Source organism: Chelativorans intermedius (assembly GCF_025398255.1).
GTDB lineage: Bacteria > Pseudomonadota > Alphaproteobacteria > Rhizobiales > Rhizobiaceae > Chelativorans > Chelativorans intermedius.
The window spans coordinates 1-19540 of record NZ_JAODNW010000024.1 but is presented as its reverse complement, the minus strand read 5'-3'; the positions used below and the strand labels follow the sequence as shown (position 1 = coordinate 19540).

At 67.1% G+C, this 19540-nt stretch carries 20 protein-coding genes and 1 pseudogene; 17 read left to right on the top strand and 4 right to left on the bottom strand.

Going from position 1 to position 19540, the window contains the following annotated elements; translation table 11 throughout:
• The first annotated feature begins 23 nt into the window (after positions 1-23).
• The 6 genes from NYR58_RS16805 (at position 24) to NYR58_RS16780 (ending at position 6110) form a co-directional block, all read left to right on the top strand.
• Entirely contained in the window at positions 24-1232 is a 1209-nt protein-coding gene (locus NYR58_RS16805; RefSeq protein WP_261522294.1) for an acetyl-CoA C-acetyltransferase, read from the top strand.
• A 6-nt stretch (positions 1233-1238) separates the two neighbouring features.
• Complete coding sequence (locus NYR58_RS16800; protein WP_261522293.1) at positions 1239-1823, top strand: cysteine hydrolase family protein; 585 nt, start codon at positions 1239-1241, stop codon at positions 1821-1823.
• Positions 1824-1833: 10 nt separating this feature from the next.
• Positions 1834-4053 carry a 3-hydroxyacyl-CoA dehydrogenase NAD-binding domain-containing protein gene (locus tag NYR58_RS16795; protein WP_261522292.1) on the top strand — a complete coding sequence of 740 codons (2220 nt, stop codon included), beginning with the start codon at positions 1834-1836 and terminating at the stop codon, positions 4051-4053.
• 6 nt (positions 4054-4059) lie between these two features.
• Entirely contained in the window at positions 4060-4605 is a 546-nt protein-coding gene (locus NYR58_RS16790; protein WP_261522291.1) for a thioesterase family protein, read from the top strand.
• Between the two features lie 165 nt (positions 4606-4770).
• A complete protein-coding gene (locus NYR58_RS16785; RefSeq protein ID WP_261522290.1) occupies positions 4771-5421 on the top strand; it encodes a 2-hydroxychromene-2-carboxylate isomerase in 651 nt (216 codons plus the stop codon).
• A 53-nt stretch (positions 5422-5474) separates the two neighbouring features.
• Positions 5475-6110: a S24 family peptidase gene (locus tag NYR58_RS16780; protein WP_261522288.1), complete on the top strand. Its 636-nt coding sequence runs from the start codon at positions 5475-5477 to the stop codon at positions 6108-6110.
• 2 nt (positions 6111-6112) lie between these two features.
• Here NYR58_RS16780 and lspA read toward each other — a convergent pair whose 3' ends face one another.
• From lspA to NYR58_RS16760, 4 genes are all read right to left on the bottom strand, one after another.
• Complete coding sequence (gene lspA / locus NYR58_RS16775) at positions 6113-6601, bottom strand: signal peptidase II (protein WP_261522287.1); 489 nt, start codon at positions 6599-6601, stop codon at positions 6113-6115.
• Positions 6598-7449 (bottom strand): TrmH family RNA methyltransferase, encoded by an 852-nt coding sequence (locus NYR58_RS16770; protein ID WP_261522284.1) that lies wholly within the window; start codon positions 7447-7449, stop codon positions 6598-6600. The genes lspA and NYR58_RS16770 overlap by 4 nt, the downstream gene beginning before the upstream one ends.
• Positions 7449-8441, bottom strand: coding sequence for a class I SAM-dependent methyltransferase (locus NYR58_RS16765; protein WP_261522282.1), 993 nt, complete (start codon positions 8439-8441; stop codon positions 7449-7451). The genes NYR58_RS16770 and NYR58_RS16765 overlap by 1 nt, the downstream gene beginning before the upstream one ends.
• A gap of 68 nt (positions 8442-8509) precedes the next feature.
• Positions 8510-8959, bottom strand: coding sequence for a host attachment family protein (locus NYR58_RS16760; RefSeq protein WP_261522280.1), 450 nt, complete (start codon positions 8957-8959; stop codon positions 8510-8512).
• A gap of 218 nt (positions 8960-9177) precedes the next feature.
• Here NYR58_RS16760 and cysG point away from each other — a divergent pair, with 218 nt between their 5' ends.
• From cysG to NYR58_RS16705, 11 genes and pseudogenes are all read left to right on the top strand, one after another.
• A complete protein-coding gene (gene cysG, locus NYR58_RS16755) occupies positions 9178-10629 on the top strand; it encodes a siroheme synthase CysG (protein ID WP_261522279.1) in 1452 nt (483 codons plus the stop codon).
• Positions 10626-10934 (top strand): DUF2849 domain-containing protein, encoded by a 309-nt coding sequence (locus NYR58_RS16750; RefSeq protein ID WP_261522278.1) that lies wholly within the window; start codon positions 10626-10628, stop codon positions 10932-10934. Before cysG ends, NYR58_RS16750 begins: the two co-directional genes overlap by 4 nt.
• Before the next feature lie 19 nt (positions 10935-10953).
• Positions 10954-12624, top strand: a complete 1671-nt coding sequence (locus NYR58_RS16745; RefSeq protein ID WP_261522274.1) for a nitrite/sulfite reductase — start codon at positions 10954-10956, stop codon at positions 12622-12624.
• Entirely contained in the window at positions 12599-13351 is a 753-nt protein-coding gene (locus NYR58_RS16740) for a phosphoadenylyl-sulfate reductase (RefSeq protein WP_261522273.1), read from the top strand. Before NYR58_RS16745 ends, NYR58_RS16740 begins: the two co-directional genes overlap by 26 nt.
• Positions 13352-13362: 11 nt before the next feature.
• Entirely contained in the window at positions 13363-13896 is a 534-nt protein-coding gene (locus tag NYR58_RS16735) for a DUF934 domain-containing protein (RefSeq protein WP_261522272.1), read from the top strand.
• A 193-nt stretch (positions 13897-14089) separates the two neighbouring features.
• Positions 14090-14320, top strand: a complete 231-nt coding sequence (gene rpsU / locus NYR58_RS16730) for a 30S ribosomal protein S21 (RefSeq protein WP_261522271.1) — start codon at positions 14090-14092, stop codon at positions 14318-14320.
• 287 nt (positions 14321-14607) lie between these two features.
• Positions 14608-15417 carry a Flp pilus assembly protein CpaB gene (gene cpaB, locus NYR58_RS16725; RefSeq protein WP_261522322.1) on the top strand — a complete coding sequence of 270 codons (810 nt, stop codon included), beginning with the start codon at positions 14608-14610 and terminating at the stop codon, positions 15415-15417.
• Between the two features lie 107 nt (positions 15418-15524).
• Positions 15525-16988: a type II and III secretion system protein family protein gene (locus NYR58_RS16720; protein ID WP_378074753.1), complete on the top strand. Its 1464-nt coding sequence runs from the start codon at positions 15525-15527 to the stop codon at positions 16986-16988.
• A gap of 16 nt (positions 16989-17004) precedes the next feature.
• Entirely contained in the window at positions 17005-17706 is a 702-nt protein-coding gene (locus NYR58_RS16715; protein ID WP_261522268.1) for a CpaD family pilus assembly protein, read from the top strand.
• A 24-nt stretch (positions 17707-17730) separates the two neighbouring features.
• On the top strand, positions 17731-19008 hold the full coding sequence (locus NYR58_RS16710; protein WP_261522267.1) for an AAA family ATPase: 1278 nt from the start codon (positions 17731-17733) through the stop codon (positions 19006-19008).
• 22 nt (positions 19009-19030) lie between these two features.
• A pseudogene (locus NYR58_RS16705) lies at positions 19031-19465 on the top strand (CpaF family protein); the annotation flags it as partial.
• Positions 19466-19540 lie beyond the last annotated feature (75 nt).

The window sequence follows — 19540 nt, the reverse complement described above, 5'->3', positions numbered from 1 at the left end:
CCGACACAAGCAAGGAGACGATGATGGCTCACGCCTATGTCTATGACGCCGTGCGTAGCCCGCGCGGCCGTGGCAAGAAGGACGGCGCGCTGCACGAGGTGCCGGCCGTGCGGCTTGCCGCGAGGATGCTGGAGGCCGTGCGCGACAGGAACGGGCTCGACACCGCGCTCGTCGACGACATCATTTTCGGTTGCGTCGATCCCGTGGGCGAGGCCGGTTCGGTGATCCCGCGCGCCGCCGCCTTCGAGGCCGGTTACGACAACAGGGCCCCGGGAATGCAGATTTCGCGCTTCTGCGCCTCCGGGCTGGACGCCATCAATCTGGGCGCCGCGAAGATCGCCGGCGGGGCGGACGAGATTGTGATCGCCGGTGGCGTGGAGTCCATGTCGCGCGTCGGCATGGGCATTTCGGGCGGCGCCTGGTTCATGGATCCTTCCGTGGGCCTGCCCGCCTATTTCATGCCGCAGGGCGTCTCCGCCGACCTCATCGCCACCAAATACGGCTTTTCCCGCGACGACGTGGACGCCTATGCGGTGGAGAGCCAGAAGCGGGCTAAGCGGGCCTGGGACAACGGCTACTTCAAGAATTCCGTCATCCCCATCAAGGACCAGAACGGGATGACCATCCTGGCCCATGACGAGCACATGCGCCCCGACACGGACATGCAGGCGCTGGCCGCGCTCAACCCCTCCTTCACCATGGCGGGAGAGATGGGCGGCTTCGATGCCGTGGCCGTGCAGCGCTATCCCGAGATCGAAGGCGTCAACCATGTTCACCACGCGGGCAATTCCTCCGGCATCGTCGACGGCGCGGCCGCCGTGCTGCTCGGCTCCAGGAAGGCCGGCAAGGCGCTGGGGCTGAAGCCGCGCGCGCGCATCCGTGCCTACACAAACATCGGCTCCGAGCCGGCCATCATGCTCACCGGCCCGGTGGACGTGACAAGGAAGCTTCTAAAGAAGGCGAAGATGAAGCTGTCGGACATCGACCTGTTCGAGCTCAACGAGGCCTTCGCCTCCGTCGTGCTGCGCTACATCCAGGCGTTCGACATCGACCGGGAAAAGATCAACGTCAATGGCGGCGCCATCGCCATGGGCCATCCGCTGGGGGCCACCGGCGCGATGATCTTCGGCACCGTGCTGGACGAGCTGGAGCGGCGCGACCTGAACACCGCGCTGGTGACGCTGTGCATCGGCGCCGGCATGGGCACGGCGACCATCATCGAGCGGGTGTGATCGGCGATGGCTCTGCGCCCCGAAAAAACGGCCCTGATCCTGATCGATGTTCAGTCGGCCTTCGTGGAGCGGGAGCGGGCGGGCGAACGGCGCAACAATCCCGGCGCGCTCGACAACATGGTGCGGCTCCTGGAGGCATTCCGCGCGCGCGGTCTCGCCGTCTTCCACGTCCGCCACGCCTCCACGGAGGCGCATTCCCTCCTGCGCCCGGAACGCCCGGGCTTCCAGCCCATCGAGGCGGTGCGCGAACGCGCCGGCGAGCCGGTTTTCGTCAAGAACGTCAATTCCGCGTTCATCGGGACGGGGCTGGAAGAAGGGCTGCGGCGCGACGATGCCAGAACGTTGGTGCTGGCGGGCATCACCACCAACCACTGCGTCGAGACCACGGCGCGCATGGCAGGCAATCTGGGCTTCGACACGCGGCTCGTCGAGGATGCCTGCTACACCTTCGACCGGATCGGCCATGGCGGACAGCGGGAAACCGCCGAGGCGATCCATGCGATGACACTGTCGAATCTCGACGGCGAATTCGCCACCATCGAGACGACGAATTCGGTGCTGGCGGCGCTGAACGCCAGCGCGGCAGCATGAGGAGCAGCGGATGACCTACAAGAACTTCACGGTGGAAACGGACTCCGACGGCATCGCGCTCGTCACATGGGATATGCCCGACCGCTCCATGAACGTCTTCACCGAGGAGGTGATGGACGAGCTTGAGGCGATCGTCGACGCCATCGCCGCCGATGCGGACATCAAGGGCGCCGTCATCACCTCCGGCAAGGAGACCTTCTCCGGCGGCGCGGACCTGACCATGCTGCAGAAGATGCTGGGCCTTTTCGAAAAGGAGAAGGCGCAGGACCGGGAGAAGGCGGTGAAGCGTCTCTTCGAGGCCGCAGGCCGGATGAGCTGGCTGTGGCGCAAGCTGGAGACCAGCGGCAAGCCCTGGGTCTCGGCCATCAACGGCACCTGCATGGGCGGAGCCTTCGAGCTGTCGCTCGCCTGCCACGGCCGCGTGGCCGCCGACACCGACGCGGTGAAGATGGCGCTGCCGGAGGTCAAGGTCGGCATCTTCCCCGGCGCCGGGGGCACGCAGCGCGTGCCGCGGCTGGCGAACACGCAGGAAGCCCTGCAGATGCTGACCACCGGCCAGACCCTCTCGCCCGGCAAGGCGAAGGCCATGGGCCTGGTGCACGAGGTCGTGCCGCCGCGCAGGCTGGTCGAGGCGGCCAAGAAGATGATCCGCGACGGCCTCAAGCCCACCCAGCCCTGGGACGAAAAGGGCTTCAAGCTGCCGGGAGGGCCCGTCTATTCCCCCGCCGGCGCCAATCTGTGGCCGGCCGCCATCGCCATCCTGCGCCGCGAGACCTATGGCAACTACCCGGCGGCGACCGCCATCCTGAAATGCGTCTATGAGGGGCTTCTGGTGCCTTTCGACACGGCGCTCAGGATCGAGCAACGCTATTTCACCGAAATCCTGCAAAGGCGCGAGGCGGCGGCGATGATCCGCTCGCTGTTCGTCTCTCTGCAGGAGCTCAACAAGGGTGCCCGCCGGCCACGGGACGTGCCGGCCACGAAGCTGCGCAAGGTGGGCGTGCTGGGTGCCGGCTTCATGGGCGCCGGCATCGCCTATGTCACCGCCAGGGCGGGCATTCCCGTGGTGCTGATCGACCGGGACCAGGAATCGGCGGAGAAGGGCAAGGCCCATTCGGCCGCCCTCATGGACAAGCTCATCAAGAAGGGCCGCGCCACCCAGGCCGAGAAGGAAAAGCTTCTCTCCCTCATCACCGCAACCGCGGACTACAGCGCGCTCGAAGGCGCCAATCTGGTGATCGAGGCGGTGTTTGAGGACTCCGAGATCAAGAGGACGGCCATCGAGCAGGCGGAAGCGGTCCTGAAGTCCTCCGCCGTCTTCGCCTCCAACACCTCCACCATCCCCATCACCGGCCTGGCGAAGAACTCCAAGCGGCCCAGGAACTTCATCGGCATCCACTTCTTCTCGCCCGTGGACAAGATGATGCTGGTCGAGATCATTCTCGGCAAGAAGACCGGCGAGAAGGCGCTTGCGGTGGCCATGGACTATGCGCGCGCCATCAGGAAGACGCCGATCGTCGTCAACGACACGCGCGGCTTCTACGTCAACCGCTGCGTGCTGCGCTACATGCAGGAAGCCTATTCCATGCTGATCGAAGGCGTGCCGGCGCCGATGATCGAGAACGCGGCAAAGATGGCGGGGATGCCGGTGGGGCCCTTGGCGCTCACCGACGAGACGGCCATCGACCTGGCCCAGAAGATCATGCGACAGACGATCCGCGATCTGGGCGAAAAGGCCGTCGATCCGCGCCACATGGCGCTCATCGACACGATGGTGGACACGCACGGCCGCCGCGGACGCAAGAACGGCAAAGGCTTCTACGACTATCCCGAAAAGCCGGCCAAGAAGCACCTGTGGCCGGGGTTGAAGGAGCTCTACCCGCAAAAGGCGCCGGAGAGCCTGAATGTCGAGCAGCTGAAGGCCCGCTTCCTGTATGTCATTGCGCTGGAAGCAGCCCGCGTGATGGAAGAGGGGATTGTCACCGACCCGCGCGAGGCCGATGTCGGCTCCATCCTTGCCTTCGGCTTCGCGCCCTATACGGGCGGCGCGCTCTCCTATATCGACGGCATCGGGGCGGCGGCGTTCGTGGCGCGCGCCAAGCGCCTGCAGAAGAAGTATGGCAAGCAGTTCAAGCCGCCCAGGCTTCTTCTGGAGATGGCCGAGAAGGGCGAGACCTTCTACACCCGCTTTGCGCCCGAAGGCGCAGACCGCGTGAGAGAGGCAGCCTGAGCCGGCATGTATGTGTGGATGCGCCTTCTGCGGATCGCGGCGACGCACCGGCGCCGCGGCCGCATTGCGGTCGGCCAGGAAGGGCGGCTCTCCTTCCGCTGCCTGCCCAGCGACATCGACATGAACCTGCACCTCAACAACGCCCGCTACATGATGCTGGCCGATGTCGGGCGGATGGACATCTTCTTCCGCAGCGGCCTGCTTTCGACGGCCCGCCGCCGCGGCTGGGGGCCGCTGCTCGGCGGACTGCAGGCCAGCTATGTGCGCGAAATCCGGCTGTGGCAGCGCTTCGACATCCACTCCTCGATCGAGACCTGGGAGGAGACCCAGATCATCGGCCGCCACCGCTTCGTGCTGGAGGACGGGCGCACGGCCGCCATCATCCTGACGACCGGCGGTGTCTACGATTTCAAGGGCCGCCGGTTCGTGGAGGCGGGCGAGGTGATGGCCATTCTCGGCCATGCCGATGCCCCGCGCCCGCCCGACGCGGCGGAGCGCGCCTTCATGGCCTCGCATCGGGCTTTGAGAACGGCGGCGAAGGGCGGCCCGTGAGCCGGGGACTTCGCACCGCCGGTGTTCGGCTCCCCCGACACGCGCTCCCGCAGCGCATACGGCCCGGAGAAAGATCGCCCGCTTCCCGCGGTCCTCACGCGATGTTGATCTTCCGGCGCTGTTCAAATCGCGAACGGGCGACTACGACCGCCTTGGGAGGCTTCCATGTCAAAGACCATCGACTACTACATGACGGCGCTGTCGCCCTTCTCCTATCTCGGGCACCGGGCCCTGTGCGCGGTGGCGGAAAAGCACGGCGCATCGCTGGCCGTGAAGCCCGTGAACCTGCCGGCCATCTTCGAGCATTCGGGCGCCGTGCCGCCGGCCAGGCGTCCACCCGTTCGCCAGCGCTATCGCTTCATCGAGCTGCAGCGCGTTGCCGATTATCGCGGCCTGCCCATCAATCCCAAGCCCAGATACTGGCCGGTGGATCCGTCTTTGGCCGATCACACGATCATCGCTCTCATCGAGGCCGGCCACGATCCGCTGGACTACATGCAGCGGATCTTTGCCGCGCTGTGGGTCGATGAGGAAGACATTTCCGACCGCGCCGTGCTGGCCGCTCACCTGCGCGCTGCCGGCTTCGATTCCGAAACCGTCCTGCCGGCCGCCGCGCGGCCCGAGACGGCCGCCATCCGCGCACGCAACACCGAGGAGGCCATCGCCGCCGACGTGGTGGGCGCGCCGGCCTATATCCTGAACGGCGAGCCCTTCTGGGGCCAGGACCGGATCGAACACCTCGACCGGGCGCTGGCCACCGGCCGCCCGGCCTTTTCCGCGGCGCCCTTTATGGACAAGCCGTCCTCGAAGGGTTAGAAGGAACGGAGGCATTTTTTCCTGTTCCGGCGGGTTCGCGAAGGAGCCACCGCGTGCTTTCGCACGATAAAGTCTGGTCGGCCATAGACGCGCTTGCGGCGCGTTATGCGTTGTCGCCCTCGGGGCTGGCGCGCAAGGCCGGGCTCGATTCCACCGCCTTCAACCGATCCAAGCGCTATTCGGCGGACGGGCGCCCGCGCTGGCCCTCGACCGAATCGCTGGCCAAGGTCATGCAGGCGACCGGCGCTTCGCTGGAAGAGTTCATGACATTGATGGCCGGAGACGGCGAGCGGCGGGCGGGCCGCACCAGCGTGCCGCTGATCGGATTCGCCCAGGCCGGTGCCGGCGGCTTCTTCACCGATGCCGGTTTTCCCGTTGGCGAGGGCTGGGAGCATATCGACCTGCCCGGTCCCGTCAGCGAGGGCGCCTATGCGCTGGAGGTGCAGGGCGATTCCATGCTGCCGCTCTACCGCAACGGCGATGTGCTCGTGGTCGATCCTGCCGCGCGCGTGCGCCGCGGCGACCGCGTGGTCGTCAAGACCGTCGGGGGAGAGGTGATGGCCAAGGTGCTGGAGCGACAGACTGCGGGCCAGATCGAGCTTCTGTCGCTCAACGCCGAGCATCCCAACCGCGTGCTGGCCAAGGCCGAGGTGGAATGGATCGCCCGCATCGTCTGGGCGAGCCAGTAGCGCTATCCCCTGCCCTCCCGACGGCTGCGCCGCCAGGCAATCCATTCATCGAGAATGACCAGGCCGGCGCCGATCGTGATGAAGGCGTCCGCCAGATTGAAGATGGCGAAGGACCATACGGGCGTGTGGAAAAAGACATAGTCCACCACATGGCCGCGCACCGCCCTGTCGATGAGATTTCCCAGCGCGCCCCCGATGATGAGCGCAAAGCCGAAGCGGGCGAACACCTGTTGGGGGCCGGTGCGCACGGCCATCGTGGCGATGAAGACGATGATGACGAGCACGGCGAGGCTCAGCCAGACCCCGTCCACGCCAGAGAACAGGGAAAAGGCAATGCCCGTGTTGCGCGAGTGCAGAAGCGCCAGAAAGGGCAGCACGTCCACCCTCTCATGCAGGGCCAGCCCCGCCTCCACCAGCGCCTTCACCGCCTGATCCAGAAGCAGGGCGACAAGCATGGTGCCGCCATAGAGAAGCATGGCCCGCCTGTTCATGAGGCGGCCTCGGGCACGACCGGCAGCGCGGCACGGCGGATCTCGTAAAGCATGACGCCGGTGGCAACCGCGAGATTGAGCGAATCGGCGCGCCCCGCCTGGGGAATGCGCACCAGCCTGTCGCATGACTGCGCCAGGGGCGCAGCAAGGCCCTGCTGCTCATTGCCCATGACAAGCAGCACGGGACCGGCGGTATAGTCGACGCTGCGATAGTCCACCGCCCCTTCCAGATGCGTGCCGACCACCAGGCCGGGGAAGGTCCGCCGCCAGTCGAGAAACGCCTGCTGCTCGGCACGGGCAAGCGGCACGCAAAAGAGCGATCCCATCGTCGCCCGCACGGTCTCCAGTGAGAAGGGGTCGGTGCATTCGCCCACCAGGATGACGCCGCGGGCGCCCACCGCATCCACCGTGCGCATGATGGTGCCCAGATTGCCGGGGTCGCGCACGCGATCGAGCGCCACCCAGACATCCCCCCGCACGGGCCGCAGGTCGGCGAGCGGGCAATAGCGCTGCTCGAACACACCCACCACCATCTGCGGGTTGTCGCGGCGGGTGATGGCGCAAAGAACCTTTTCGGAAACCTCCAGCACCAGCCCGCCGGCAGCAACGGTGCGCGCAGCGGCCTTCTCCACGGCTGCATTGCCCCGCCCGGCCTTGGCATAGACCATGGTGCGGATGGTCCAGCCCGCATCGAGCGCGTCGAGCACCAGCTTCAGACCCTCGGCCATGAAGGCGCGCGCGCGGTCGCGATATTTCTTCAGGGCGAGGGCCTTGATCTCCTTGACCAGCGGGTTGGAGAGGCTCGTCACCTCCTTGACCCGGCCGGGGGTGCGCCTTTGCCGCTCCATCACCGCGCCACCCAGCGCGAAAAGAGCGAGGTGGACAGGGCGCGCCCGGCCGACTGCTCGCGGATGACGAGCTCGCCCGATTCCACCCGCCCGCCCATACCGGCAAAGGCGTCGCGCACCAGCGCATGCACCGCGAAGAAGGAGGCGCGGATTGAGTATGCCGTCAGCACCAGCGCCAGCGGCCTTGGCGAAAGGATGTCGCGGCAGGTTTCCACCAGACCCGGCAGATGCTCGAAGAGCTGCCACACCTCACCCTTTGGCCCGCGGCCATAGGCGGGAGGGTCCAGCAGGATGATGTCGTAGCTGTTGCCACGCCGCTTCTCGCGCTCGGCGAACTTTACCGCATCTTCGCAGATCCAGCGGATGGGACGGTCGCCGAGCCCCGCCACCTCCTGGTTTTCCCGCGCCCAGGCAATCGCCTTCTTCGAGGCGTCGATATGCGTTACCTGCGCGCCGGCGCGCGCGGCAACGAGCGAGGCCAGGCCGGTATAGCCGAAAAGATTGAGCACCTTGACCGGCCGGCGCGCCGCTTCGATCAGCCCCGCCATGTGCGCCCAGTGGGAGGCCTGCTCGGGAAACACACCGACATGGCGGAAGGAGGTGAAACGGCCCAGATAGGCAATGCCGTCATGGCGCATCGGCCAGGTCTCGCCGAGCGGCGTTCCGGGGAAGCGCCAGCGGCCCATGCCCTCCTCGTCCGTATCGCCGGTGAATACGGCATCGGCCTTGTCCCACTCGGCCGCCTCCCAGGCCGGCTGCCACAGGGCCTGGCCCTCCGGGCGCACGATGCGATAGGGGCCGTAGCGCTCCAGCTTGCGCCCGCCACCCGAATCGAGCAGCGCATAGTCCTCGTCGGGAAGCACTTCGAGAATCAGCGGCAGGCGCTCTTCGGGAAGCGGCCCGGCGCGCCGGCCGGCCGCAGCGGCAGGCTGGCGGCCCGGCGCGTCGCTGCGCTGTCTTTGGCGAGGGTTCCTGTCTCGCAAGGGCTTCAACGGGGGCTCCGGCTCGAGGTCATGCCTCGGCCGCTTCTGCCACAGCCTCTCGCAGGGCGCAACGCCCCTCAGGCGGTCGCCAGGATCCGCTCGATGTCTTCCCTGGTGTGGCCGGTCAGCGTCTTCGCCACCTCGCCGGCCACGCGATCGCTCACTTCCTTGTGCAGTGCCTTGCGCAGCGCGCCCAGCACCAGCGGCGGGGCCACGAGCACGATCTTCTCGAACCGGCCCCGATGGGCCAGGCGATACAGCCGGTCTGCGATCTCCTCGGCGAAGCGCTCCTTGCCGATGCGGTGCCAGTCGGTCTCCTCGAAGCCGCTCTTGTGCACATTCGCGCCGTCGAAATAGCGGCCCGGCGCGTCCGTGCTCTGCTGGCGATTGGGCGGATTTTCCTCGTGGATCGCCCGCACCACCTGCAGCCGCGGCTGGAACGGATTTCCCTCGTTGCGCAGGAAAAGCGCCTTCTCGCCGTCGGCGACCAGAAGCCAGATATTGTGTTCGAGCCGGATTTGCGCCATCTTTCCTCTCCTTCGAATGGCCGAAGCTTGGCCTCACCCCGAGCGTGAGGCAAGAGCCCTTTGCCCACCTGCAACGGCGCGCGGTGGGATGAATTTTCCGCAGCAACGGTGCGAGACGCAAAAGCGATTGCCGGGGCAATCCCCGGGCGCGAGTGCGTTTCTTCTGAAAACGGCCGCCTGCGGGCAAAATCCGGTTCACCATGCAGGAGCGTGCATCCATGTCCTTCGAGACGGCAAAGCTGAACGCATTTCCGATCTTCATGCGCGTCGAGCAGCGACGCGTCGTGATCGTCGGCGGCGGCGAGGAGGCGCTGGCCAAGGCGCGGCTGATGGCGCAGTCGAGCGCCGAGATCGTCGTCGTGGCCGAGACGGCCGAGGCCACCCTTGCGCAATGGGCCGCACAACGCGGCGTGACGGTGGTGCGCGCGCCTTACGCGGCGCGGCATCTCGACGGGGCGGCTCTCGTCTTCGCCGCCACGGGCGAGGAGGAAGCCGACCGCGCCGTGGTTGCCGATGCACGCGCCCGCTCCATCCCCGTCAACGCCGTGGACCGCCCGGAGCTGTGCGACTTCTACACCCCGGCGCTGGTCAACCGCGCGCCGGTGGCCGTCGCCGTGGGTACGGAGGGCGCGGGCCCCGTGCTGGCGCAGATGATCCGGGCTCGCATCGACCGCATGCTTTCGCCCTCGCTCGGCCGGCTGGCCACCCTCGCCGCCTCGTATCGCACGGCGGTGGAGCGCCGTGTCGCCAGGGGCGTTGCCCGCCGCCGCTTCTGGAAGGCTTTCTTTACCGGTAGCCCGGCGCGCGCCGTGGAAGCCGGCGACGCCCATGCGGCCGCCCGGGCGGTCGAGCGGCTGTTGCACAGCCAGGGGGTCGAACCCGGCCATGTGGCGCTCGTCGGCGCAGGCCCTGGCGCGGAAGACCTGCTGACCCTGCGTGCGCAGCGCCTGCTCATGGAAGCCGACGTCATCATGCACGATGCGCTGGTGCCGGAAGCCGTGGTCGCCATGGGCCGGCGCGATGCCGAGCGCATCGCCGCGGGCAAGCGCAAGGGCTGCCACTCCAAGACCCAGGACGAGATCAACGCGCTGCTGGTGGAGCTCGCGCGCACCGGCAAGCGCGTGGTGCGCCTCAAGGCGGGCGATCCGCTGGTGTTCGGCCGCGCAGGCGAGGAGATGGCGGCGTTGCGCGAGGCCGGCATTGCCTATGAGGTGGTGCCGGGGGTGACGGCGGCGCTGGCCGCCGCGGCCGATTTCGAGCTGCCGTTGACACTGCGCGGTGTGGCCTCCTCCCTCGTCTTCACCACCGGGCACGATCTCAAGGGCACGAGCCTGCCCGACTGGGCGAAGCTCGCCATCGAGGGCGCCACCGTTGCCGTCTACATGGGCCGCTCCAACGCCGCCGAGGTGGCAGGGCGCCTGCGGGATGCCGGGCTGTCGCCCGATACGGCCGTAGCCGTGGTGGAGAACGCCAGCCTGGCGCGCCGCCGGCTGTTTCACGGCACGCTGGCCGATCTGCCGGCGCTCGGCGCGCGCACCGACCTTTCAGGCCCGGTGCTGACCATCATCGGCGACGCGGTGGCGGGTGCCGATTTCTCGCGCTCGCAGCCGCTCACCGCGCGCCGCACCGCCCCCGCCCCCGCCCCGGCGAACGAGGAAAGCAAAGGATGAAGCTGCTCACCGCAAACCGACTGGTTGACGGCGAGGTCGTCTGGCTGGCGGCGGACGGCCGCTGGGCCGAGGACATCGCCGAGGCCGAGATCGCCCGCGATGCCGAGGCGGCCGGGCGCCTGGAGGAAGCCGGGCGTGCTGCCGCCGCACGCAACGAGGTCGTCGACGTCAATCTCATCGATGTGGAGATCGTCGAGGGCCGGATCCGCCCCACCCGCCTGCGCGAGCGTATCCGCGCCGCCGGGCCTTCCATTCACCCCGATCTTGGCAAGCAGGCACGCCGCGGCGTGCTGGCACCGGTCTGAAGAACGTCAGGGAAGACCCATGTACCGTTACGACGAGTTCGACCACGCCTTCGTGAAGGCCCGCGTCGCCGAGTTCCGCGACCAGGTGAAGCGGCGCCTTTCCGGCGAGCTGACGGAGGAGCAGTTCAAGCCGCTGAGGCTGATGAACGGCGTGTATCTGCAGCTCCATGCCTACATGCTGCGCATCGCCATTCCCTACGGCACGCTGTCGCCCCGGCAGATGCGCATGCTGGCGCATATCGCGCGCACCTACGACAAGGGATACGGCCACTTCACCACGCGGCAGAACCTGCAGTTCCACTGGCCGGCACTCAAGGACATCCCGGACATCCTGGAAAAGCTCGCCGAGGTGGAGATGCATGCCATCCAGACCTCGGGCAACTGCATCCGCAACGTCACCGCCGATCATTTCGCAGGCGCGGCGGCGGACGAGGTGGCCGACCCGCGCCCCTATGCGGAGATCCTGCGCCAGTGGTCGTCGCTGCACCCGGAGTTCTCCTATCTTCCGCGCAAGTTCAAGATCGCGGTGACGGGGGCGGAGCGCGACCGCGCCGCGGTCCAGGTACATGACATCGGCCTGCATCTGAAGAAGGACGCCGGCGGGCGGCTCGGCTTTGCCGTCTATGTGGGCGGCGGGCTCGGCCGCACGCCGATGGTGGCCAAAAAGATCCGCGACTTCCTGCCGGAGGAGGACCTGCTCTCCTACACGACGGCGATCCTGCGCGTGTACAATCTGCATGGTCGCCGCGACAACAAGTACAAGGCACGCATCAAGATCCTCGTACACGAGACCGGGACGGAAGAGCTTGCCGCCCAGGTGGAACGCGAGTTCGCGGCCCTGAAGGATGGCGAGCTCAAGCTTCCCGAGGCGGATATTGCGGCCATCCAGGCCTATTTCGCGCCGCCCGCCCTGCCGCCTCGGCCGGAAGGAGACGCCGCAATAGCCGCCGCGTCGGCAGCCGACAGAAGCTTTGCCGACTGGATGCGGCGCAATCTCCACACGCACAGGAATCCCGACTATGCCTCCGTCACCATCTCGCTGAAGGGCATCGGCGAGGTGCCGGGCGATGCCTCGGCCGACCAGATGGAGGCCGTGGCCGACCTGGCCGAGCGTTACGGCTTCGACGAGATCCGCGTCAGCCACGAGCAGAACCTGATCCTGCCGCATGTGGCGCGCGCCGACCTGAAGGCGGTCTATGACCGGCTCAGGGAGATCGGCCTTGCGACATCCAATGCCGGCCTCGTGACCGACATCATTGCCTGCCCCGGCCTCGACTACTGCGCGCTGGCCAATGCACGCTCGATCCCGGTGGCCCAGCAGATCTCCAGCCGCTTCGCAAGCCAGGCGCGGCAGGAGGAGATCGGCGATCTCAAGATCAAGATCTCCGGTTGCATCAATGCCTGCGGCCATCACCATGTGGGCCACATCGGCATTCTCGGCGTCGAGAAGAAGGGTGCGGAGCTCTATCAGGTCACGCTCGGCGGCTCGGGCGACGAGAACACCGCGATCGGCGAGATCATCGGCCGCGGTTTCGGCCCCGACGAGATCGTCGACGCGGTGGAAACCATCATCGAAACCTATCTGGCCAACCGGCAGGACAGGCACGAGACCTTTCTCGCCGCCTACCGCCGGCTGGGCCCCGCACCTTTCAAGGAGGCTCTCTATGGCCGCGAAGCCAAGGCTGCTTGAGCGCGAAATGGATGCGCTGGAAGTCGCCGCCGCGCTGGAAGCGCGCCACGGCCATCTTGCCCCGGAAGCCATCATCGAGGTCGCGCTGGAGCGCTTTCGCGAGGATGGCGGAATTGCCGTCGTTTCCTCCTTCGGCGCGGACTCGGCCTCGCTTCTGCACATGATCGCGCGTCTGGACAGCACGCTGCCGGTGCTGTTTCTGGACACGGGCAAGCATTTCGGCGAAACGCTCGAATATCGCGACCAGCTTGCCGAAGACCTGAAGCTGAAGAACCTGCAAATCGTGCACCCCAAGCCCGAGGTGCTGACCGTCAGGGACCCCGACGGCACCCTGCACAAGGCGAACGCGGACCTGTGCTGCGAGATCCGCAAGGTGGAGCCCATGGCGCGCGCCGTGGAGCCCTATGCGGCCTGGTTCACCGGGCGCAAGCGCTATCAGGCCGAGACCCGCACCAACATGCCGGTGTTCGAGGCCGTGGGGCCGCGCATCCGCATCAACCCGCTGGCGCGCTGGACGACGGCCGACCAGGCCGGCTACATGCGCGCCCACAACCTGCGCGAAAATCCGCTGGTGGCCTATGGCTATCTCTCCATCGGCTGCTTCCCCTGCACCGAGCCGGTGAAGCCCGGCCAGGACGGCCGCAGCGGCCGCTGGGCCGGCAGCGCCAAGACCGAATGCGGCATCCACCTGCCGGGGTTCGAGGCCTTCGCCTCCTCCGCCGCCTGAGGAGCACGACCATGGACGCAAGCGAAACGACCGAAAGACCAAGGCTCTGGACGCAGGCCGGCTTCCGCACCGACGAGTGGCGGCGCGCCGCGGAGGAAGAGGCGCTGACGGGCACAGAGAAGGTGATTCTGCCGCTCGAGACCTTTCTGGCGCTCGATCCGGCGGTGCGCGAGACCGCCCTTCCCCGCCTTGGCGTGGAGGTGCTTCCGGGTGAGGCCGTAGAGCCTCTCGTCCCCTTCCTCGACCGCCTGCCGCTCGTGGCGCTGGCCTTTCCGGCTTTCAACGACGGGCGCAGCTACTCCAAGGCGCAGCTTCTGCGCACGCGCCATGGCTACAAGGGCGAGCTGCGCGCCAGCGGCGACGTGCTGATCGACCAGCTTCCCTTCATGCTGCGCTGCGGCTTCTCAAGCTTCGAGGTGCGCAACAAGACGGCCATCGAGCGCCTCGAAGCCGGAAGGCTGGGCGGCATCCCCCTCTACTACCAGCCGGCCGCCGCGGCCGCCCCGCGCACCGCGAAATATGCCTGGCGGCGGGCCGCCGGATAGCGCCCGCCTCTCAAAAACCGGCATCCACACACTATATTTCAGGGCAAGGGGTGCATCCGGCGCGATTATGGGTATAATCCGCGCCTCTCCGAGTCGTCCGTTCCGGCGGCTTCAGTCGCCGCCCAGCGCGCCGTGACCGGCGCCGGCCGGATTCGGCCCTGAAACGCCAACAGCAACGAAAGAAGGAAGAACATTGCAGGTTATCGTTCGAGACAACAATGTCGACCAGGCCCTCAAGGTGCTGAAGAAGAAGATGCAGCGCGAGGGCGTTTTCCGTGAGATGAAATCTCGCCGCGCCTATGAAAAGCCCTCCGAAAAGCGCGCACGCCAGCGCGCGGAGGCCATTCGCCGCGCCCGCAAGCTGGCGCGCAAGCAGGCACAGCGCGAGGGCCTTCTGCCCTCCAAGAAGAAGCGCGCTGCCTGACCAGACTTTCCTCTGCCGGCCCTCCCGCCCGTAAGCTGCACGCTGTGTCCCTGCATTTGCAGGTGGGGAGCGTTTTGCCGGCTTTGACGCAAGGGCCGCATGGGGACGCAGACCGGCATCCCCATGCGGCCTTTTTCATTCGCATGAGCACGCCGGAGCCGCGGCGCGCCAGATGCATCAACTTTTAATTAGTGATGTCTATAACAGTTCCGTTAACCCTAATTTGACGTTTCAGCGGCCATTGTTCGCCCGGGTAGCGGATTCTCCGCGGGGATTGGGGGCGAATGATGAACAAATCCCGTATCGTCATTCTCGGTGTGGCCGTGGTCGCCGCCATCGGCGCCGGCTATATGGCCAAGAACCTGGCCACCCCGGCGGAGCCGGTCATGGTGCAGTCGGCGCCGCAGCCGCAGATCGAGCTGACGGAGGTGCTGGTCGCCGCGCAGGATGTGCCGATGGGCGAGATGCTGGGCGGTTCCGTGCGCTGGCAGCCCTGGCCTGCCGAGGCCGTGAACGACACCTTCATCACGCGCGAGCGGGAGCCGGAAGCCGCGCAGGAGCTGCGCAACGCGGTGGCGCGGCTCAACCTCTATGCCGGCGAGCCGGTCAAGCGCAACCGGCTGATCGGCGAAGGGCAGAGCTTCATGGCCGCCATCCTGCCGCCGGGCAAGCGCGCCGTGGCCACGCAGATTGCCGCGGACACCTCGGCCGGCGGCTTCATTCTGCCCAACGACCGTGTCGATGTCATCATGACGCGCCGCTCCGAGGACCACACGTCTCCGGGCGGTTTCATCACCGAAACGATCCTTGAAAACATCCGCGTTCTGGCGATCGACCAGACCATCCAGGAGGATGAGGACGGCCGTCGCGTGAAGGTGGGCGAGACGGCGACGCTGGAGCTTACGCCCGAGCAGGCCGAGGTCATCACCGTGGCGCAGCAGATGGCCGACCGCCTGACCCTGGCGCTGCGCTCGGTGGCCGATGCCGACGAGACGGCCGGAACGAGCGGGCTGCACCTCGTCAACGGGCTCGGCCGCGGCAATGCCGTGCGCCTCATCAAGTCCGGCGAAGTGTCCGTCGTGGGGACCCGCAAATGAGCAGAAACGAAACCATGCCCATCAGCACAAAGCGGCCGGCGGCCGGGCGCGGCGGCCGGCGGCCTGCCGCCCTTGCAGCGCTCGCCTGCGCCCTGCTGTGCGCCGCGATGCCCGGATTTGCCGGCCCGGCGGCGGCGCAGACAACGGTCAACGCCAGCCAGACAGGCGGCGCGCAGCGCGTCAAGCTCGGCCTCAACAAGGCGCTCGTTGTCGATCTGCCGCACGACGCCTACGACATACTGGTCGCCAATCCGGCCGTCGCCGACGCCGTCACCCGCACGTCGCGGCGCATCTATCTGTTCGGCAAGCAGGTGGGCGAAACCAACATCTTCGTCTTCGGCGCCAATGGCGAGCAGATCGCCAACCTGAACATCGCCGTGGAACGCGACGTTGCCGGCCTCGAAGACTATCTGAAACGCTTCCTTCCCAACTCCGACATCACGGTCGAGCTCATCAACGACAATGTGGTGCTCACCGGCACGGTGGAGACGCCGCTTGATGCTGCGCGCGCCGCCCAGCTTGCGGAAATCTTCGTAACCGGCGGCGAGGCGACCACGGGCCAGTATTCGCAGAGCCTTTCGGCACCTTCCGACGGCGGCGGGGTGGCCATCGACAATCCCGACTCGAAGCGCCAGGTCAGCCAGATCGTCAACATGCTGGAGATCATCGGCGAGGATCAGGTGACGCTCAAGGTCACGGTCGCCGAGGTCAGCCGCTCGGTCATGAAGCAGCTCGGCGTCAACATGATCGCCGGCGGCACGGCTGACGGCATCCGCTGGGGCGCCATCAGCGACAATCCGCTGGCGCTCGGCAAGGCGATCAGCGATTCGCAGTTCTCGCTCGGCGGCTCGATGCTCGATGCCTATCTCAACGCGATGGAGCAGGCCGGCGTGATGAAGACGCTGGCCGAGCCGGCGCTGACGGCCGTCTCCGGCGAGAAGGCCACTTTCCGCGTCGGCGGCACGTTCAACCTCGTCAACGAGCGCAGCGTCGACAGCGAAACCGGGCAGATCTCCTACCAGACCAAGGAGATCGACTACGGCATCGGCCTGGAGTTCCAGCCCACCGTGCTGTCGGCGGGCCGCATCAGCCTCAAGATCCGCACGCAGGTCTCCGAGCCCACCACGCAGGGATCTTCGTCGCTCAACGGCGGCATGGTGTCGAGCGACGAATATGTCGCCGGCATGAACATCCTGTCGATCCGCAAGCGGCTGGCCGACACCACGGTGGAGCTGCCCTCCGGGGGCTCCATGATGATCGCCGGCCTCGTGCAGGACGACGTGCGCCAGGCCTTCAACGGCGTTCCCGGCCTGTCCAAGGTGCCGGTGCTCGGCGCCCTCTTCCGCAGCCGCGACTTCGTGCGCAACGAGACCGAGCTGGTCATCATCGTCACCCCCTACCTGTCGCGTCCGACGGCGCGCACGGCGCTGGCCAGACCCGACGACAATTTCAACCCGCCCAGCGATGGCGCGGGCATCTTCCTCGGCCGCGTCAACCGCATCTACGGAACGATGAAGACCAACCTGCCTGACGGGCGCTATCACGGCGTCGTCGGCTACATCTACAAGTGATCGGAGGCCGGCTGCCATGTTCGATTTCCGCTTCAAGACGGGCCTTCTTCCAATGGTTGCCGCCGCCGGCCTCCTGGCCGGCTGCGCCCAGCGCGATTCCGTGGTGGTGGGGGCCGTTCCCGACGACTACCGCACCAGGCATCCCATCGTGATCGAGGAGAAGACGCAGACGCTGGACCTGCCCGTCGGCACCGCCTCCCACAACATGACCTGGCAGCAGCGCGCCGCCATCGAGGGCTTCCTCGACCATTACGAGGACAGCGGCGGCGCGGTGGTGACGATGCTGGTGCCGGAGGGCGCGGCCAACAGCGCCGCCGCCTCCAGCATCTCGCGCCAGTTCGCCGCGCTTCTGCACAGGAACGGCGTGCCCCGCGGGCGCCTGCAGGTTCTTGCCTATCAGGCCGGCCCCGGCGAAGCGCCGCCGATCCGTCTTTCCTATCCCGTGGTCAAGGCGAGCGTCGGCCCGTGCGGGCGCTGGCCGGAGGACCTGGCCGAGACCACGGAGAACCGCAACTACGCGAATTTCGGGTGTTCCTACCAGAACAACCTGGCTGCCCAGGTGGCCAATCCGGCGGATTTCCTGGGGCCGCGCAAGATGACATCCATCGACGCCGAGAACCGCATGGGCGTCATCGACAAGTACAGGGGGAAGGACGGCAACTACGAAGCCGGCAAGGTTTCCGCCGAGTTCAAGACCAACAGAGAAGTCTTCTACTAGGCTCCCAAGCAGAGGCATGAGGACATGAGCAGTCTGGCCTACGAAACGAACCATCTGGAGGAAAGCCGCCAAGCCGACACGACGCTGCAGTCGCTGCGCCCGGTGCCGCGCATCTCCATCCAGGCCTTCTGCGAGACCGATGCCGTGGCCGGCCCCATCGAGCGCGCCGGGGAGGACCGGCGCATGGCCAAGGCGCATCTCAAGGTGCACATGGGCGGACTTGCCACGGCCCTCGAATTCTATCAGACGGCGGCCACGCCCAATCTCATCATCGTCGAATCGCGCGAGGAGCCGCAGGCACTTCTGGCCTCGCTGCAGAAGCTCGCGGAGGTCTGCGATGCCAGCAGCCGCGTGGTGGTGATCGGCCATCACAACGACGTCTGGCTCTATCGCGAGCTGATCCGCGCCGGCGTGTCCGAATATGTGGTGGCCCCCATCTCCATGGCCGACATCGTGGGCGTCGTGGCCGGCATCTTCGTCGATCCCGATGCCGCGCCGCTCGGCCGCTCCATCGCCTTTGTCGGCGCCAAGGGGGGTGTCGGCTCCTCGACGCTGGCCCACAACCTGGCCTGGACGATGTCGGCCCTGTTCGACAGCGAGGTGGTGGTGGCCGACATGGACCTGCCCTTCGGCACCGCCAACATCAATTTCGACCAGGACCCGGCGCAAGGCATCGCCGAGGCAGTCTTCTCGCCCGAGCGCATCGACGAGGTGTATCTCGACCGGCTGCTGGCGCAGTGCGCGGAGCGCCTGTCGCTGCTGGCTGCGCCCTCGACCCTCGATCGCACCTACGATTTCGAGGCCGAAGCCTTTGCCCAGATCATCGACACGGCGCAGCGCACCGCCCCGGTGGTGGTGCTCGACGTGCCGCATCTGTGGACGGGCTGGACGCGCACGACGCTGGCGCGGGTCGACGAGGTGGTCATCACCGCTACCCCGGAACTCGCCAATCTGCGCAACACCAAGAACCTGGTGGATACGCTCGCCAAGTTGCGCCCCAATGACGGACCGCCGAAGCTGATCCTCAACCAGACAAACATGCCGAAGCGGCCCGAAATCGGCGCCGACGACTTCGCCGAGCCGCTGGGCATCGCGCCGCTTGCCGTCATCCCTTTCGAGCCGCAGCTCTTCGGCAGCGCCGCCAACAACGGTCGCATGCTGGGCGAGATGGACCACGATCACCCCATCGTGCAGACGCTCAACGAGCTGGCCCACGTGCTCACAGGCCGGCGCGAGATCAAGGCGAAGAGGAAGACCGGCCTGGCCCTGCTGCTCGACCGTCTGAACCTGAAGACGACCTGAAGCAAGCCGCGGTGAGAAACGCATGTTCGGCAAGAGAAGCTCAAACAGCACGATCGGCGGACCACGGCAGCCTGCGGCGCCGGCCCGCCCCCGCCCTGCCGGCGAGGGCGAGACGCTGCTTGCGCCCGAGCGCCCCAGGCCGCAGCCGCCACAGCCCGCCGCGCCGCGCCCGGAGGCCGCGCCGGCCCGACCGCAGGCCGCACCTCAGGCCACAGCACCGCGGGAGCGCAGCGACGGCTATTACGACACGAAGGCCCAGGTCTTCTCCGCGCTGATCGACACGATCGACCTGTCGCAGCTGGCCAAGATGGATGTGGACAGCGCGCGCGAGGAAATCCGCGACATCGTCAACGACATCATCGCGATCAAGAACTTCGTGATGTCCATCGCCGAGCAGGAGGACCTGCTGGAGGACATCTGCAACGACGTTCTGGGCCTCGGCCCGCTGGAGCCGCTGACCTGCCCCTTTTTTCAGGGCCACTCGTAAGTCGAGCCTGTTCTCCTTTTGTGTGCCATCATTCGGCGGCGTGAG

What these genes read in the sequence shown, in the direction of transcription:
- NYR58_RS16805 (WP_261522294.1), top strand. Translation starts at nt 24, where the DNA reads ATGGCTCACGCCTATGTCTATGACGCCGTGCGTAGCCCGCGCGGCCGT.
- NYR58_RS16790 (WP_261522291.1), top strand. Translation starts at nt 4,060, where the DNA reads ATGTATGTGTGGATGCGCCTTCTGCGGATCGCGGCGACGCACCGGCGC.
- NYR58_RS16760 (WP_261522280.1), bottom strand. Translation starts at nt 8,959, where the DNA reads ATGGCGCAAATCCGGCTCGAACACAATATCTGGCTTCTGGTCGCCGAC.
- NYR58_RS16720 (WP_378074753.1), top strand. Translation starts at nt 15,525, where the DNA reads ATGCCCGGATTTGCCGGCCCGGCGGCGGCGCAGACAACGGTCAACGCC.
- NYR58_RS16770 (WP_261522284.1), bottom strand. Translation starts at nt 7,449, where the DNA reads ATGGAGCGGCAAAGGCGCACCCCCGGCCGGGTCAAGGAGGTGACGAGC.
- NYR58_RS16740 (WP_261522273.1), top strand. Translation starts at nt 12,599, where the DNA reads ATGGCCGCGAAGCCAAGGCTGCTTGAGCGCGAAATGGATGCGCTGGAA.
- NYR58_RS16785 (WP_261522290.1), top strand. Translation starts at nt 4,771, where the DNA reads ATGTCAAAGACCATCGACTACTACATGACGGCGCTGTCGCCCTTCTCC.
- NYR58_RS16715 (WP_261522268.1), top strand. Translation starts at nt 17,005, where the DNA reads ATGTTCGATTTCCGCTTCAAGACGGGCCTTCTTCCAATGGTTGCCGCC.
- NYR58_RS16710 (WP_261522267.1), top strand. Translation starts at nt 17,731, where the DNA reads ATGAGCAGTCTGGCCTACGAAACGAACCATCTGGAGGAAAGCCGCCAA.
- NYR58_RS16750 (WP_261522278.1), top strand. Translation starts at nt 10,626, where the DNA reads ATGAAGCTGCTCACCGCAAACCGACTGGTTGACGGCGAGGTCGTCTGG.
- NYR58_RS16745 (WP_261522274.1), top strand. Translation starts at nt 10,954, where the DNA reads ATGTACCGTTACGACGAGTTCGACCACGCCTTCGTGAAGGCCCGCGTC.
- NYR58_RS16795 (WP_261522292.1), top strand. Translation starts at nt 1,834, where the DNA reads ATGACCTACAAGAACTTCACGGTGGAAACGGACTCCGACGGCATCGCG.
- cysG (WP_261522279.1), top strand. Translation starts at nt 9,178, where the DNA reads ATGTCCTTCGAGACGGCAAAGCTGAACGCATTTCCGATCTTCATGCGC.
- cpaB (WP_261522322.1), top strand. Translation starts at nt 14,608, where the DNA reads ATGAACAAATCCCGTATCGTCATTCTCGGTGTGGCCGTGGTCGCCGCC.
- NYR58_RS16800 (WP_261522293.1), top strand. Translation starts at nt 1,239, where the DNA reads ATGGCTCTGCGCCCCGAAAAAACGGCCCTGATCCTGATCGATGTTCAG.
- lspA (WP_261522287.1), bottom strand. Translation starts at nt 6,601, where the DNA reads ATGAACAGGCGGGCCATGCTTCTCTATGGCGGCACCATGCTTGTCGCC.
- NYR58_RS16735 (WP_261522272.1), top strand. Translation starts at nt 13,363, where the DNA reads ATGGACGCAAGCGAAACGACCGAAAGACCAAGGCTCTGGACGCAGGCC.